The sequence below is a fragment of the Faecalibacterium sp. Marseille-Q4137 genome (genome assembly GCF_017377535.1).
GTDB lineage: Bacteria > Bacillota > Clostridia > Oscillospirales > Ruminococcaceae > Faecalibacterium > Faecalibacterium duncaniae.
In genome coordinates this window covers 26931-41577 of the sequence record NZ_JAFREK010000010.1, presented here as the reverse complement: position 1 = coordinate 41577, position 14647 = coordinate 26931, and the positions used below count along the sequence as shown (strand labels likewise).

The window sequence follows — 14647 nt, the reverse complement described above, 5'->3', positions numbered from 1 at the left end:
AGAAACGAATATGAACGTAAAGAAGATACTGGCTCTGATGCTGTGCGCGATGATGCTGCTCTCCCTTGCAGCCTGCGGCGCAAAGGGCAACGACAAGCAGGCGGATATGAGCGGAGACAGTTCCGCCATGACCGGCGAGCCGAAAACCGCCGAGGAGGCGCTCGCTCTGCACAAGGAGCTGCTGGAGCGGGAAAACGCGCTCCTGTCGGAAAATGCCGAACTCTGGGAGAAGGTGTTCATGGCGGCCGATAAGGGCATGACCATGCAGGAGGACGGCAAAAACTACGGCGACTTCCTGCTGGATACCGTCGAGGCCGCTAAAGAGCAGTTCACCGACAAGGAGTATGCGTGGCTGAAGGAGTCCGCCACGGAGATCAGCAATATTGAAAACCGGCTGACCGAGTTGGAAGAGAAGTATCCCGAGATCATCCAGAAGTCCATGGATGGCGATATGAGCATGCCCGCGGGCAGCGACACGAGCACCCCTCCCGACGACGGCAGTATGCAGAAGTTCCCCGCCTTTGAAGGGAAAGATCTGGACGGCAACATGGTGAAGAGCGACGAGCTGTTCTCTGCCAACGCCGTCACCGTAGTGAATTTCTGGTTCACCACCTGCAATCCCTGCGTAGGCGAGCTTTCCGAGCTGGATGCGCTGAACAAGGAACTGGCGGAGAAGGGCGGCTCCCTCATCGGTGTCAACACCTTCACGCTGGACGGCGACGAAACGGCAATTTCCGAGGCGAAGGATGTGCTTGCCAAGAAGGGTGCCACCTATCAGAATGTGTATTTTGACTCCGACGGTGAGGCGGGAAAGTTTACTACCAACATCTTTGCCTATCCCACCACCTATGTGGTCGACCGCAGTGGCAATATCGTGGGTGAACCCATCGTAGGTGCCATCACGGAAAAGAAGCAGGCGGAGACGCTGCAAAAGCTCATCGACCAGGCTCTTGCCGCCGATATGGGCTGACCTGAGATTTAAAAAGTACCTGCTGCGCGCCATTGCCTTGCCCTCGGCGGGATCCATCCGGGACAAGCTGACGGCGGAGCAGTACCGTGTTACGCAGGAGAGCGGCACAGAGCACCCTTTCACAGGCGAGTTCTGGGATAAGTTTGAAAAGGGCATCTATGTGGATGTCGTCACCGGCGAGCCGCTCTTTTCCTCCACGGATAAGTACGAGAGCGGCTGCGGCTGGCCGGCTTTCACAAAGCCCATCGAGGAGCCTGCCGTGGTGGAACTGGAGGACCTGAGCCACGGAATGCGCCGCACGGAGGTCAGAAGCCGTGCCGGAGATTCTCACCTTGGTCATGTGTTCACCGGCGATCCGGAGTCCCCCAATGGCGTGCGCTACTGCATCAACAGTGCGGCCCTGCGCTTTGTGCCTTACGCAAAGATGAAAGCAGAGGGCTACGGATATCTTCTGTATCTGTTCGAGGAATGAGTTCGCATAATACAATGTTCCATCATCTAGTCCAAACAGAATTTCAGGCATAGAAAAAGCCCGGGAAATGGCATATTCCCGGGCTTTTTTAGCATTATTAAGCTGTAGATTAGCGCTTGGAGAACTGAGGTGCACGACGTGCAGCCTTCAGGCCGTATTCACCTGACCTTGATCCGAAAAGTCCAGTATTCATGCAGGTTTTCGGGCTTTCCTCTCTCAGTAAACCCATAGGTAAACCCACGAAATCGCGAAATTTTTGGTGTAGTTTAACGCAGCCCGAATGCTGCATTCACAATGCTGCTCAATTCCTCAGGTTTATTATGTATTCTCCTCCTATCTATCTTCATACACAAAATCCAAGAACAGCGTGTCATGCAAAAGAGCCGCAGTCAGCACAAATAATTTTTGTGTAGCAAGCAATGACGGAGAGGGTGAGGATGCTAACAATCAAGCCATTCTCTAATTATATCCCAAAACCGGAAATGCCGCTCTGGGCTGAAAAGCTCGGAGCGGCATTTCCGGTTTCCGGCTTGCATTTCGGGCAGTGTTTTACTACAATAAAGGCAGGAATGATTGGGAAAAGGAGCGGTTTTATGTCCAGCAGAGCCTTGCAGATCGTGACCCAGTTGAGCAATGCCCCCGAACAGACGATGACTTCGCAGGAACTGGCGGAGCGGATCGGTGTCAGTGCGCACACCATCAAGAATGAGATGCCGCAGGTGGCGCAGATCCTGAATGAGAATGGTGCCCGGCTGGTTTCCCGGCGGCATAAGGGCTACTATGTGGAAGTTCTGGACCCGGAAGCGTACGATACTTTTTCGGCTGTGACCAGCATCCGGCAGATGCCGGGCAGTATACTGAACGCCGACCGGGAAAGCCGGGTGCGGTATCTGTCCCGGCGCATCATCTCCACGGAAACCGGCATTAAGAAAGAACAGCTGGCCGATCAGCTTTTTCTCTCGGCTTCGGCATTGCGGGAGCCACTGAGCATGGCGACCCGCCTGTGCGAGAGCTTTGGCCTGCGGATCGTCTCACGCCCCGGCACCGGAATGCGGGTGGAAGGAGAAGAGTACAAGCGCAGGCTGGCACTGACCGAGGTCTCCGGTGTGCATTTCCACAAGGAAACGCTGGATTGCAGTGACCCGGACAGTGCATCCTGGCTCAGCTGCGGATACGAAGAGCGGCAGGATATCCGGCATACATTTCTGAAGATCCTGCGGGAAAGCCCGATCTCCCTGCGGGACAGTGCGACCCAGCGTGTGGCGGTCTACCTGATCATTGCACGGAACCGGGTGCAGAACGGCCATGAGATCCGGCTGCCGGACCCATGGCTGGAAAGCATCTCCGGAACGATGTTCTATCCGCTGGCACAGTCCATTTACCACACACTGGAGGAACAATACGGGGGCTATGCCATGCCCCGGGATGAGGTGGCGTTTCTGGGCATTCTGCTGTTCAGTATGCTGGATGTGAACCTGAAGCGGGACCCGTTCAGCCTGCATCCCGGCTTTGCAGGGCAGGCGGGACGCTTGCGGGACCGGGTGCTGGTCTACCTGAAGCAGGAGACTGGACTGGATTTTGCGCCCTTGCCAATGGCAAGGGATCTGCTGCAGCAGATCCTATTCAATCTGATCGCACAACATTTCTATGGAATGGATGGTGCAGTGCAGTATGACTATGTTTATGAACTGCAATTTCTGGATTGCCCGCTCTGTGCGGAACTGAGCCGCCGGGTGATCGAATTTATTCAGACGATTTATCCTTTCCGGGCAAACCGGTTCCTGCGGGCAATGCTGAGCTGCTATTTCTTTAGTCTGCTGCACGAGATCCGGTATCCCATCCGGCCGCTCCGTCTGTGCTCCACCCATTTTCTGGGAACCGAGTATGCCCGGATCCAGACAGAGGGCCTGAAAGAGCGTTACCCCGAACTGATCGAAGAGATCACGCCGATGAACCTGTACGAGCTGCGCCGCATCGACCCGGCAGAATGCGACGGAGTGCTGCTGGGAAATGGCGCAGAACAGGAAGATGGATTGAAGCCCGGCTACCGGTATGATTATCCGGTGGAACTGTTGCTGCTGATCCGGAACGAACGGGACTTTGACCGTGTTTACAACACTCTGCTGGTGGAAGCATACCAGTACCGGCAGCAGCTTCCGCTGCCGGAGAATTACCGGGTGATCCGAAACTTCCAGTATTACACGCCGGAGCAGTTCTTCCTGTATCTGGCGGGGGTACATGGCAGGGACGAAGCTGAACGGCAGGCGCTTCTGAATCGGTGGATCATCCGGAAAAAATGCTGGTACCAGTGCGGCGAAGTCGTGGTGGTCTTTCAGGAGGAACAGGGCGCAGAAGGAGAAAAGATCCGACTGGAATTTTACCCGCTGGAAAAACGGGCACTCTGGGGAGAACGGAAGATCCGGGCACTGCTGTATGTCGGCGGCGGACTTCACGACTGGCAGAAGATGAAAGCGCTGAATACACTGCTGTACTCTTTTGTGCGGTATCCGGAAGAACTGGAAGCCTTTGCGGAAGACCCGCCCCGGATGGCGGCGGAATGGCTTCGGCGCTCGTTGCAGACTATGTAAAATCACCAAATCATGGCGCACAGTTTTGAACAGGGTGTTCAACTGTGCGCCATTTTGAACTTATAAAATGAAATCAAAACGACTTGAACTTATTCTATAAATCAAAAAGCGTTGAACTCTGTGCAAAATAGAGATAAAATGTGAACATCGAAGGAAAATAATTAGCTTGTAGTCGAAAAGAGGATGCCTGTTATGCTGAAAATCTTTCTCTCGTCCCATGGCTCAATGGCCAGCGGAATGCAAAGCTCGCTGAAGATCCTGATGGGAGAGTGCGAGAATTTGACCGTATTTGATGCCTATCTGGATGAGAGCTGCGTGCAGGATCATCTGGATGCGTTCTATGAGACTGTCGGTCCGGAGGACGAAGTGCTGCTGTGCAGCGACCTTTACGGCGGCAGCGTGAATCAGGCCATGTTCACCTACCTGGACCGCCCAAACACCCGGCTGGTGAGCGGTGTGAACATGAGCTTCATGATGAATGTTCTGAGCGAGGATACCCTCAGCGACGAACGGCTGGATGAGATCATTGAAGAAAGCCGCGAGTATCTGCGCCGTGTGGAACCGGAAGTTCCTGCGGACACGGCACCGGCAGGCAGCGACGACTTCTTCTGATAAAAAGAAAGGATGGAAAACTTATGATCAAATGGGTACGTTTGGATGAGCGCATGATTCATGGCCAGGTCGCCACCAAGTGGAGCCGCACGCTAGGCGTTGACCGCATCGTGGTGGCAGATGATACGGCGGCTGCCAGCGATATCATGCAGAAATCCCTGATGATGGCTGCACCGGCCACCTGCAAGACGGCGATCGTGACGGTGGATAAGGCGGTCTCGCTCTGCAACGATCCCCGTGCAGCCGGTCTGAAGATCCTGCTGATCGTCAGCACGCCGGAAAATCTGCTGCGTGTGGCCAAGGAAGTCAAGGATATCCCGCAGATCAATGTGGGCAATTATGGCCGCATTGCTCCCAAGCACGGAACGGAAGCCCGCAAGACCTATACCAAGAATCTGTATGCCTACGAGGACGAAGTCGAGGTTCTGCGGCAGGTCATGGCAACCGGGATCCCTTGCAATGTGCAGACCATCCCCGATGATGTTCCGCAGGAACTTTCCAAGGTACTGGGCTGAGCGTGGTGCTCTGCCTGAAAATAGAAAAAAGTACAAGGAGGAAAAATCGCTATGTCAATTACCGCTGCAATCATCTGTGCAGTCGTGTATGCGGTCATCAACTGGCTTGACCCGTACACCCTGTCCTGGCAGTGCCTGAACCGCCCCATCGTGGTGGCACCGCTGGTCGGCCTGCTTCTGGGCGACTTCCAGACCGGCATCATCATGGGTGCTTCGCTGGAAGCAATCTTCATGGGCATCTCTGCTGTGGGCGGCTCGATTCCGTCCGACTGCCTGTCCGGCTCCATCATCGCTGTGGCGTATACCATCGTGGTGGGCGGCGACGGTGCCATGGAAACCGGTCTGGCTCTGTCCCTGACCATCGGTACCGTGATGTCTACCATCAACACCATGCTGATGCCTCTGTGGGCCGGCCTGGCTCCCTACTGGGAGAGACTGGCTTCTGAGTGCAAGCCCAACAAGTTCCGTGCCATCTCCATGGTCGTCAACTTCATCGCCTGCCTGCCCGGTGCGGCAATCATCTTCTTGGGCGTTGCCTTTGGCATCGAGGGTCTGCAGGCTGGTCTGGCTGCCTGCCCCGCATGGGTCATGACAGGTCTGGCCGCTGCCGGTACCATGATGACCGCCGTCGGTTTCGGCATCCTGCTGTCCATGATCTGGTCCACCGATATCGCTGTGTTCTACTTTGTCGGCTTTATCTGCGCCAAGAGCCTGGGCCTGAGCAGCCTTGGTATCGCCGTCATCGGTGCAGCCATCGCCCTGACCCTGTTCTTCATTGACAAGCGCATCATTGATGCAAAGAACGCTGTGGCTGCTGCCCCCGCTGCGGGTGCTGCTGCCCCTGCCAACAGTGAGGAGGATTTCTTCTGATGGAAAAGAAAGTTGTCAGCGCAGAGGAAAATAAGATCCTCAAAAAGATGTTCTGGAACAGCCATCTGGTCTTTGCAAACTTCAACATGACCAAGATGGAAGCCAATGGTTTCACCATGACCATGGCCCCCGCCGTGGAGAGTATCTATGGCGACGATATCGAAGGCAAGAAGGCCGCTTATGCCCGCCATCAGTCCTTCTTCAATACCCATGCAGTCGCATTCAACTTTATCGCAGGTCTGTGCTACGCACTGGAAAAGGACTGCCACGACGGTAAAGTTCCCGGCGAGACCATTGATGCCATCAAGGCTTCCCTGATGGGCCCCACCGCCGGTATGTTCGACTCCATCTTCTTCAACTGCCTGCGTGTCATCGGTGCCGGTATTGCAATCGGTCTGTGCTCGCAGGGCAACATCCTCGGCACCTTCATCTTCATCCTGCTGTATGGCATTTCGCAGTCCCTGCTCAAATGGGTCCTGCTGAAACTGGGCTACACACTGGGCACAAGCTTCATCGACACCGTCTTTAACAGCGGCCTGATGAGCGTTGCGACCCGCTGTGCATCCATCCTCGGCCTGATGATGGTCGGTGCCATGACGGCAACCACCGTGGGCTTCCCCCTGAACTGGACGCTGAACATCGGCGAGACCTCCATCGTGGTCTCCGAGCTGTTTGATGCCATCTATCCGGGCATTCTGAGCTTGGCTCTGGTGCTGTTCATGATGTGGCGAATCAAGAAGGGCAACCGCCCCACACAGCTGATCATCGGTCTGCTGATCTTTGGTCTGCTGGGCGCATTCCTTGGAATCTTCTAAAAAAATCAGATCGCCTGATCCTGCAAGGGGTCCGCAGTCCGGCAGGAGTAAAACGCTTCCTGCCGGACTTTTTTGTAGAAGGAGAACGGATATGACATTGCAAGACCTGATGATGCTGTATGGTGTCACCCTGGGCAAACGGCGCACTGCAAAGCAGAAATATCTTTTTGCCCAGCAGCTCAACGAGAGCCTACCGCCGCTGGGCTGGCCGGTGCGGGTTCAACAGAGGGAAGGACGGTTTTCCAAAATCGAAAACCTGATCGCCGGGGATCTGGCAAATGCAAAGGTCGTCATTGCGGTCCCCTTTGATACGCCGGCAAAGGCGCTGCGGCCCCAGAAATACTATCCGTTCCATCCGGACAAAAATGTTCAGCAGCGGGGGAGAGACCTTGCACTGCAATGCGTGCTGGAACTGCTCTGTTTCGGAGCGGCCTGCCTGATGTTCTGGTCCGGACGGGGAACCGGTGCCATGCTGCCCCGGACGCTGGCGGCACTGCTGCTGGCAGGGGTAGGTGTCTGGCTGCTGCTGCCCCATGCAAGCCCCTGCAACTTCAGCCGCTGTTCCGGTGCGGTCGCCACTGCCGTAAAGCTGGCGGAGGACCTGAGCGGTGAGGAGAACATCGCTTTTGCCTTCTGTGACCATGCAGTGGATAACTATGACGGCTTCCGGCTTCTGGCGCAGGAGATGCCAACTGCGGCAACTGTTCTGCTGCTGGACAATCTGACCAGCGGCCCGGCAGTGGCGCTGGCGCACGGCGAGTACCGGAAAGAGGCGGCGGAACAGCTGTGCAGTTTGTTGCCGGAGGATAAGGTCTATGACCGGAACTACCCGGAGGAACAGCGGCAGCGGAATCTGCTGGCGCTCTTTCCCAGAGGGATGATGCTCAGCTGTGGACGAGTGGAAAAAGGCGAATTTGTTGTGGAGAATACCTGCTGTGCACAGGACCATGTACTGGATCTGCCCCGGATGGAGCGGATGGAACGGGCGTTGGCCGATTTTGCAAAACAGGAAGCAAATAAGAAGGAGAACTGAATTATGAAACTGCATTCCAACCGCATTTATACGCCGGAAGGCCCCAAGGCAGGTGTGCTGACTGTGGAAGGCGGCAAGATCACTGCCTTTGCAGAAAACACGACCGACCCCGAAGCCATTGAATACGGCGACCAGCGAATTATCCCCGGCATTTTTGATACTCATAACCACGGCACCTGCGGTTATGATATCATGAATAAGAATGCCCCCCATGAAAAGCAGATCGCATCCGTGAAAGGTTATCTGAAGGGGCTGGCAAGTCAGGGCACCGTGAACATCTTCCCGACGGTGTGCGACCCGGATTCCATCCGTGCGGTGGCAGAGGTGGCAAAAGAGGGTGATCAGGACGGTGCAACCATTCTGGGTATCCACAGCGAAGGCCCCTGGCTGAACCGCACCGGTGAAAAAGGCATCCGTACCGGCTGGCCGGAGGTAAGTATGGAGACGGCACATGCCATGGTGGAAGCCGGCGGCGGGTGGCTGCGTCTTGTGGCACTGGCACCGGAGATCCCCGGGATGGACCCCATCATCGAGTATTTCCTCTCGCAGGGCATCACAGTGGCAGCCGCCCACAGTGACAACAACTATAAGCAGGCCATGGCCGCCTATGCCAAGGGCATCAGTGTGGCGACCCATACCGGCAACGTCATGACCGATATGCATCACCGGGACATCGGCGGTCTGGGAGCAGCCCTGACCAATGAAAACGTTACCTGTGAGGTGATCTGCGACGGCCTGCACATCTGCGATGAGATGCTGGGCATCTACTTCAAGGTCAAGAGCACCGACAAATTCATGATGGTCAGTGACTGTACGGCTCTGTCCGGTGCACCGGTGGGCAAGTATGAGGGCATCTTTGAGGGGATGGCCCTGAATGTGACCCCGGAGGGCTTTGTTCTGACCGATACCGGCCGCCTGTGCGGTTCCAGCCAGCCGGTGCTGTTCGACATCAGAAATCTGGTGAACAATGTTGGCATCCCGCTGGAGACCTGCCTGAAGATGGCCTGCCTCAATCCCTGCATCAAGTATGGTTTTGCCGACCGCAAGGGTACCATTGAAGTGGGCAAGGACGCAGATCTGGTGGTCATCAGCGACGATTATCAGGCACAGGTCACCTACGCCGAGGGCCGGAAGGTCTATGACCGCAGCACCGAGGGCAAGATCTTCAATGCGGATTATCTGAACCGATAAGGACAAAGGAAACAGCTATGAGCAAGAAGTTGATCGTAGTAGCCGATGATTTCGGCTTCAGTGAGGCATACAACTATGGTGTCATCAAAGCCTATAAGGAGGGCGTGGTCTGCACCCTCTCGCTGATGAGCAACATGGCCGCCGTCCCCCATGCGGTGAAACTCTGGCAGAGCGAGTGCCCGGAGGTGCCGCTGGTCCAGCACACCAATTTTGTGCAGTACCGCCCCGTCAGCGCCCCGGAAAAGGTGCCCACGCTGGTAAACGAAGAGGGAATGTTCTACCGCAGCTATCTGTGGAAGAGCGAGAATCCCAATGATGCCAAATGCAAGGGCGAAGTTTACCCCAGCTATGAGGACCTGTATACCGAGACCATGGCCCAGCTGGACCGGCACAAAGAACTTGTGGGACATTATCCCCGGCATTTTGAGGGCCACAGCGCCATGACAAGGCCCATGGAGCAGGCGTTCCGGGATATCGGAAAGAAGCTGGGCATCCATAACATGGGCGATACGCTGGCCGAAGAACTGCCGATGAAACCGGCCTGCGAGCTGTTCAGTTTGGGCAACAGCAACGCAATGGAGATTCTGAACCGGGGCAGCCGCCCGGAGGACTGGCTGGAAGACCGCTTCGGCATCCTGAGCTCTCCCTACGAGTACAATATCCTACATTTCCATCCGGGTTATCTGGATCAGTACCTTCTGGACAATACTTCCCTGACCCTGCCCCGCTGCCGTGATCTGGCGACCCTGTGTGACCCGCAGGTTCGTCGCTGGCTGGATGAGCATGAGGTGGAACTGACCAACTTTGATGCCCTGTACGAATAACTGCGCCATTTCCAAGTGATACTTTATCATCCTCCATAGGAACGCCGCTGCACAGAATTGCGACCTGTGCGGCGGCGTTTTCTTAGTAATGGCTTAACCCTCTCAGCCAAAGTCTTTGACTGAGAGGGCCCCCCACCCCCGTCAAATCGCACTAAAAAATAGACTGCATTTGTTACAAATGACAAACTCATGGAAAACCCCTTGATTCCTATATAGGGGGCATAATAAAATGCAAAAGAGCCCTCCCCCCACACACAAAACAGAAGAATCGGCAAACCAGCTGGAAGGCTGCGACGCAAAGCTAAAGGGCCCAGACCGGGCAGCCAGCTGCACTTCCCCAGAAGTACACCACAGCGTCACACCAGCCTTTCGGGGCAGGTGCGGTGCCTTTTTACATTTGCGACGGATGCAGGGAAAAGCGTTTGGGATACACACCATGTTTGCGGATGGAAGGGAGAACTTCATCAAACACCCAGTGTTCAAATCGTTCTGCCGATGGCAGCTTGCTGTGAACGATCAGCCTATAAACATCGCCTTCTGTGATAAAGGAAATTTCAACGACCTGCTCTCCAGCACTTCCATACTGATTCACCTTCTGAACGACCCCCTCGCGTTTCGTTAGGGGGCCTCTGCAATGGCGCTTCACAGCGGCGTAGGGATTCACATACCCCAACGCTTTCGCCACGTCGCTTGCACAGAAGAAGGTCTTGCCTGCCTCCTGCAACACGCGGATCGAACCGAACTCCTGGTTCTCAAACACTTCCATCATCTAGTCCAAACAGAATTTCAGGCATAGAAAAAGCCCGGGAAATGGTGTATTCCCGGGCTTTTTTAGCATTATTAAGCTGTAGATTAGCGCTTGGAGAACTGGGGTGCATCGCTGGCAGGGCTGCGCCCTGCACGCGATGCTTGAGCAAAGATCTTCAGCGCCACCGGCTCGCCCCTTGCGGGGCAACCGCCGGAGATGCGCAGTCGTGCTCCCCAGTTCTCCGGGAAAGCAGGCAACAAAAAACGGCTCTGCCGAAGCAGAGCCGTAAAGATACATCTGAAATAAATCAGCGCTTGGAGAACTGGGGTGCACGACGTGCAGCCTTCAGACCGTACTTCTTACGCTCCTTCATACGAGGATCGCGGGTCAGGAAGCCAGCCTTCTTCAGAACAGAACGATTCTCATCGCTCTGCTGCAGCAGGGCGCGGGACAGGCCGTGGCGGATAGCGCCAGCCTGGCCGGAAACACCGCCGCCAGAAACGCGGACGACGACATCGTACTTGCCCTCCAGGCCCAGCAGGACCAGCGGAGAACGGACGATCAGCTTCAGGGTCTCCAGACCGAAGTAGTTGTCGATATCACGATCGTTGATGGTGATCTTGCCGGTGCCGGTGTAAACGCGAACGCGGGCAACGGAATCCTTACGACGACCAGTGCCGTAGAAATAAGGTTTGGTTTCGTACATGTTCGATTGCCTCCTTCTTAGAACTCGATCTTCTCGGGCTTCTGAGCTGCGTGAGCGTGCTCGGCACCCTGGTAGCAGTGCAGACGGGTCAGAGCCTTAGCACCGATGGTGTTGGAAGGGATCATGCCCTTGATAGCGTAGGTCATAGCCAGGTCGCTGTTCTCAGCCATCAGCTTGCTGTACTGGACCTTCTTCAGGCCGCCAATGTACTTGCTGTGGGTGATGTGGAACTTCTGCTCAGCCTTCTTGCCGGTCAGAACTGCCTTGTCGCAGTTGACGACAACGACGTAATCGCCGCAATCGACATTGGGGGTGTAGTTGACCTTCTGCTTGCCGCGCAGCAGAACAGCGGCCTCAGCAGCGACGTGACCCAGGCTCTTGCCGGTTGCGTCGAGCAGATACCACTTGCGCTCGACTTCAGCGGGCTTTACGAGAGTAGTGCTCATATCTATTTCCTCCTGATAAGTGTTTGGTACGATTCAGGCGCCTTTGGGGCGCGAGTGTCAGTATACAACACAAAAAAGCGCCTGTCAACATCTTTTTGCGATTTTTTCAGTGGAAATTTTTATACCTCTCAAAATCTCTTGAATCCTCTCGAAATCTCGTTATTTCTAAAATCGCATTTTCAAAAAGTTTTTCGGCCTCCGGGGGGCAAATTTGTCCCGGCGGCGCTACAATTTTGCCGCTAAGTGTGTTATACTATATAAGATATTGTAAAAAGGAGTTTTTTCCCATGCCGAAAGACATTCACACGCAGGATTCCTCCCAGCAGCGGGCCTCCAGGCTGCTGCTCGCCATGGGCGTGATCGTGCTTTTGGGTGCGCTGGCCTACTTTGGGCTGACGCTGGCCGTCAACCGCCGCACTCCCGCCAACCCCGACACCCACTTTGATGCGGAGAATGGCATCTCGGTGGATTACGAAAGTGCCGTCTGGCCCGTCTGCCAGATGACCGAGGATGCCGCGCTGGGCCATGCGCTGCAGCTGGCTTCCGGTGAGGACAGCGCCAACGCCAACTATCAGGTGGTGCTGTTCCAGCGGGGTGACAAAGCCACTTACGAAGATTTCATCGGCCAGTCGGAAGCCGACCTGAAAGCAGCCTACGGTGTCATCAGCCCCCGCAAGGTCAAGCTGCAGGTGGAGGGTGCCACGGTCACTGCCGTGCGCTGTGATATCCAGGCCTACTACGCCGTGCTGGCCACCATCGAATACGACAGCGGCGATGTGGTCTATGTCTCCGGCCTGACCAAACTGGCCTCCATCAGCGATATCGTCAATCTGGTGGAAAGCGTGAGCCTGACATGAGCGATCCACACGCCATGCAGCGGCTCTGCGGCCTGATGCGCAAGGCCGTGCAGGATTACGAGATGATCTCCCCCGGTGATAAGATCATGGTGGGCGTTTCGGGCGGCAAGGACAGCGTGGCTCTGACCATCGGGTTGGCCCAGCTGCGCCGTTACCTCGGCTTTGATTATGAGGTCGTGGCCGTCACCCTTGACCCGCAGTTTGACCACCAGGCTGTGGATTACAGCCCGCTGGCGGCGCTGTTCGCCCGGTATGGGGTTCCCTACGAGGTGCGCCGCACCGAGATCGGCCCTATCGTGTTTGAATACCGGCAGGAAAAGAACCCCTGTTCCCTCTGCGCCAGGCTGCGCCGGGGCGCGCTGCACACGGCGGCGCAGGAGCTGGGCTGCAATAAAGTGGCGCTGGGTCACCACCTTGATGATGCTGTCGAGACCTTTTACATGAATCTCTGGCGGGAGGGCCGCATTGGCTGCTTCTCCCCGGTCACCCAGCTGGACCGCCGGGGCCTGACCCTGATCCGCCCCATGCTGCTGGCCACCGAACACGAGGTGCGCTGTGCGGTAAAGGAGGAGGACTTCCCCATCGTCAAGAGCCGCTGCCCCGCCGACGGTGTGACCGTGCGGGAGCAGACCAAGGATTTTGTCCGGGAGCGCTGCCGCACCGACCACGCTTTCCGGCAAAAAACGCTCCATGCCCTGCAGGAGAGCGGCATTGATGGCTGGCGGCCGGTCCACACAGGCCGCGCTTCCAATCCATCCCCAAAGGAGGGAATGCATCATGCAGATGCAGAACTTTGAAAAACACGTCTGGGCTGAGATCGACCTCGATGCCCTGCGGGCCAACTTCCGCACCGTAAAACAGCGGGCAGGCTGCCTGCCCCTGTGTGCCGTGGTCAAGGCCGACAGCTACGGCCACGGTGCCGTCCAGTGCGCCCGGGTCTTTGCGCAGGAGGGCGCTTCCTGGCTGGCTGTCAGCTGCCTGGCCGAGGCCCTGCAGCTGCGCAGGAGCGGCCAGACCCTGCCCATCCTCATTCTGGGCCATGTGCAGCCCGCGTACGCCGCCGCCCTCATCCGGGACGATATCACCGCGGCCTGCTATTCCCTGCCCCAGGCCAAAGCCCTGAGCGAGGCCGCACAGGCCGCCGGGGGCCGGGTCAAAGTGCATCTGGCTGTGGATACCGGCATGGGCCGCATCGGCTTTGCTCTGCGCACCGATTTTGATGCCGCCATTGCCGAGGCCATCGCCGCCTGCACCCTGCCCGGCCTGGAAATGACCGGCCTGTTCCAGCACTTCTCGGTGGCCGATGACATCGCTGAGGAAAACATTGCCTACACCGCCGAGCAGCACGCGCTGTTCGTGAAGGCGTTCCACGCGCTGAAGGCTACCGGGCACGAACCCGGCATCGTCCACTGCGACAACTCTGCCGGTGTGATGCTCCACCCGGACTGGCCCGAGGGCCTGCCCCGGGCACACTGCATGGCCCGCCCCGGCATCATCCTGTACGGCTTTGACCCCAGCGATGAAATCCGCTTCGGGCTGTTCCGCCCGGCAATGAAACTCAAGACCGTGGTCAGCATGGTCAAGGTGCTGCAGCCGGGCCAGTCCACCAGCTATGGCCGCCGGTTCACAGCAGAGCGGCCCACACCGGTGGCCACCCTCTGCACCGGCTACGCCGATGGCTACCCCCGCCAGCTCAGCTGCGGCAAGGGCATCGTGGAGATCCACGGCACGCCCTGCCCGGTGCTGGGCCGGGTCTGTATGGATCAGATGATGGTGGATCTCTCCGCTGTGCCGGACACGGTGCAGGAGGGGGACGAAGCCATCCTGTGGGGCGGCACTGTCAGCGACAGTGCAGAGGACATTGCCCGCAAAACCGATACCATCACCTACGAGGTGCTCTGCGGCGTTTCCCGCCGGGTGCCCCGCGTTTATCTGGAACACGGCACCACCGCTGCCGTAGAGGACTGGATCCTGAACGACTAACACACTCTCCCGGAGGA

At 56.9% G+C, this 14647-nt stretch carries 14 protein-coding genes, 2 pseudogenes and 1 riboswitch; of the genes and pseudogenes, 13 read left to right on the top strand and 3 right to left on the bottom strand.

All coding sequences use genetic code 11. From position 1 onward, the window contains the following. Positions 1–10: 10 nt before the first annotated feature. The 10 genes and pseudogenes from J3353_RS05930 to J3353_RS05885 all read left to right on the top strand — a co-directional run bounded on the left by J3353_RS05930 (position 11) and on the right by J3353_RS05885 (position 9890). Positions 11–970: a TlpA disulfide reductase family protein gene (locus J3353_RS05930; RefSeq protein ID WP_156074524.1), complete on the top strand. Its 960-nt coding sequence runs from the start codon at positions 11–13 to the stop codon at positions 968–970. A 40-nt stretch (positions 971–1010) separates the two neighbouring features. After that, positions 1011–1442, top strand: a pseudogene (gene msrB / locus J3353_RS05925) (peptide-methionine (R)-S-oxide reductase MsrB); the annotation flags it as partial. Between the two features lie 593 nt (positions 1443–2035). Continuing rightward, the gene (locus J3353_RS05920; RefSeq protein ID WP_207684392.1) at positions 2036–4030 is read left to right on the top strand and encodes an HTH domain-containing protein; all 1995 of its coding nucleotides are present in this window, start codon (positions 2036–2038) and stop codon (positions 4028–4030) included. Positions 4031–4222: 192 nt separating this feature from the next. Then, positions 4223–4642, top strand: a complete 420-nt coding sequence (locus J3353_RS05915; protein ID WP_099357231.1) for a PTS sugar transporter subunit IIA — start codon at positions 4223–4225, stop codon at positions 4640–4642. 23 nt (positions 4643–4665) lie between these two features. Next, positions 4666–5157, top strand: a complete 492-nt coding sequence (locus J3353_RS05910; protein ID WP_005933031.1) for a PTS sugar transporter subunit IIB — start codon at positions 4666–4668, stop codon at positions 5155–5157. Between the two features lie 51 nt (positions 5158–5208). After that, positions 5209–6027: a PTS sugar transporter subunit IIC gene (locus J3353_RS05905; RefSeq protein WP_005933029.1), complete on the top strand. Its 819-nt coding sequence runs from the start codon at positions 5209–5211 to the stop codon at positions 6025–6027. Then, entirely contained in the window at positions 6027–6842 is an 816-nt protein-coding gene (locus J3353_RS05900) for a PTS system mannose/fructose/sorbose family transporter subunit IID (protein WP_207684391.1), read from the top strand. The genes J3353_RS05905 and J3353_RS05900 overlap by 1 nt, the downstream gene beginning before the upstream one ends. A gap of 91 nt (positions 6843–6933) precedes the next feature. Then, positions 6934–7875, top strand: a complete 942-nt coding sequence (locus tag J3353_RS05895) for a hypothetical protein (protein WP_005933025.1) — start codon at positions 6934–6936, stop codon at positions 7873–7875. Between the two features lie 3 nt (positions 7876–7878). Next, positions 7879–9066: an N-acetylglucosamine-6-phosphate deacetylase gene (locus tag J3353_RS05890; RefSeq protein WP_005933024.1), complete on the top strand. Its 1188-nt coding sequence runs from the start codon at positions 7879–7881 to the stop codon at positions 9064–9066. Between the two features lie 17 nt (positions 9067–9083). Further along, positions 9084–9890, top strand: coding sequence for a ChbG/HpnK family deacetylase (locus tag J3353_RS05885; RefSeq protein WP_005933023.1), 807 nt, complete (start codon positions 9084–9086; stop codon positions 9888–9890). 260 nt (positions 9891–10150) lie between these two features. Further along, a riboswitch (cyclic di-GMP riboswitch) is annotated at positions 10151–10225 on the top strand. A gap of 92 nt (positions 10226–10317) precedes the next feature. On the opposite strand, the pseudogene J3353_RS05880 reads toward J3353_RS05885, so the two are convergent. The 3 genes and pseudogenes from J3353_RS05880 to rplM all read right to left on the bottom strand — a co-directional run. Next, positions 10318–10659 (bottom strand): annotated as a pseudogene (locus tag J3353_RS05880) (Bro-N domain-containing protein); the annotation flags it as partial. Between the two features lie 286 nt (positions 10660–10945). Beyond that, positions 10946–11344: a 30S ribosomal protein S9 gene (gene rpsI / locus J3353_RS05875; protein WP_005929995.1), complete on the bottom strand. Its 399-nt coding sequence runs from the start codon at positions 11342–11344 to the stop codon at positions 10946–10948. Positions 11345–11361: 17 nt separating this feature from the next. Next, positions 11362–11790, bottom strand: a complete 429-nt coding sequence (gene rplM, locus J3353_RS05870; RefSeq protein WP_005929998.1) for a 50S ribosomal protein L13 — start codon at positions 11788–11790, stop codon at positions 11362–11364. A 287-nt stretch (positions 11791–12077) separates the two neighbouring features. Between rplM and J3353_RS05865 the strand changes: the two genes are divergently transcribed. The 3 genes from J3353_RS05865 to alr are packed head-to-tail and all read left to right on the top strand — an operon-like array spanning position 12078 to position 14630. Further along, on the top strand, positions 12078–12647 hold the full coding sequence (locus J3353_RS05865; RefSeq protein ID WP_097772909.1) for a hypothetical protein: 570 nt from the start codon (positions 12078–12080) through the stop codon (positions 12645–12647). Then, on the top strand, positions 12644–13444 hold the full coding sequence (locus J3353_RS05860; RefSeq protein WP_207684390.1) for a tRNA 2-thiocytidine biosynthesis TtcA family protein: 801 nt from the start codon (positions 12644–12646) through the stop codon (positions 13442–13444). The genes J3353_RS05865 and J3353_RS05860 overlap by 4 nt, the downstream gene beginning before the upstream one ends. Beyond that, positions 13425–14630, top strand: a complete 1206-nt coding sequence (gene alr, locus J3353_RS05855; RefSeq protein ID WP_207684389.1) for an alanine racemase — start codon at positions 13425–13427, stop codon at positions 14628–14630. The genes J3353_RS05860 and alr overlap by 20 nt, the downstream gene beginning before the upstream one ends. Positions 14631–14647: the final 17 nt, after the last annotated feature.

What these genes read in the sequence shown, in the direction of transcription:
- alr (WP_207684389.1), top strand. Translation starts at nt 13,425, where the DNA reads ATGCAGATGCAGAACTTTGAAAAACACGTCTGGGCTGAGATCGACCTC.
- rplM (WP_005929998.1), bottom strand. Translation starts at nt 11,790, where the DNA reads ATGAGCACTACTCTCGTAAAGCCCGCTGAAGTCGAGCGCAAGTGGTAT.
- J3353_RS05920 (WP_207684392.1), top strand. Translation starts at nt 2,036, where the DNA reads ATGTCCAGCAGAGCCTTGCAGATCGTGACCCAGTTGAGCAATGCCCCC.
- J3353_RS05865 (WP_097772909.1), top strand. Translation starts at nt 12,078, where the DNA reads ATGCCGAAAGACATTCACACGCAGGATTCCTCCCAGCAGCGGGCCTCC.
- J3353_RS05905 (WP_005933029.1), top strand. Translation starts at nt 5,209, where the DNA reads ATGTCAATTACCGCTGCAATCATCTGTGCAGTCGTGTATGCGGTCATC.
- J3353_RS05910 (WP_005933031.1), top strand. Translation starts at nt 4,666, where the DNA reads ATGATCAAATGGGTACGTTTGGATGAGCGCATGATTCATGGCCAGGTC.
- J3353_RS05860 (WP_207684390.1), top strand. Translation starts at nt 12,644, where the DNA reads ATGAGCGATCCACACGCCATGCAGCGGCTCTGCGGCCTGATGCGCAAG.
- J3353_RS05895 (WP_005933025.1), top strand. Translation starts at nt 6,934, where the DNA reads ATGACATTGCAAGACCTGATGATGCTGTATGGTGTCACCCTGGGCAAA.
- J3353_RS05915 (WP_099357231.1), top strand. Translation starts at nt 4,223, where the DNA reads ATGCTGAAAATCTTTCTCTCGTCCCATGGCTCAATGGCCAGCGGAATG.
- J3353_RS05930 (WP_156074524.1), top strand. Translation starts at nt 11, where the DNA reads ATGAACGTAAAGAAGATACTGGCTCTGATGCTGTGCGCGATGATGCTG.
- J3353_RS05890 (WP_005933024.1), top strand. Translation starts at nt 7,879, where the DNA reads ATGAAACTGCATTCCAACCGCATTTATACGCCGGAAGGCCCCAAGGCA.
- J3353_RS05900 (WP_207684391.1), top strand. Translation starts at nt 6,027, where the DNA reads ATGGAAAAGAAAGTTGTCAGCGCAGAGGAAAATAAGATCCTCAAAAAG.
- J3353_RS05885 (WP_005933023.1), top strand. Translation starts at nt 9,084, where the DNA reads ATGAGCAAGAAGTTGATCGTAGTAGCCGATGATTTCGGCTTCAGTGAG.
- rpsI (WP_005929995.1), bottom strand. Translation starts at nt 11,344, where the DNA reads ATGTACGAAACCAAACCTTATTTCTACGGCACTGGTCGTCGTAAGGAT.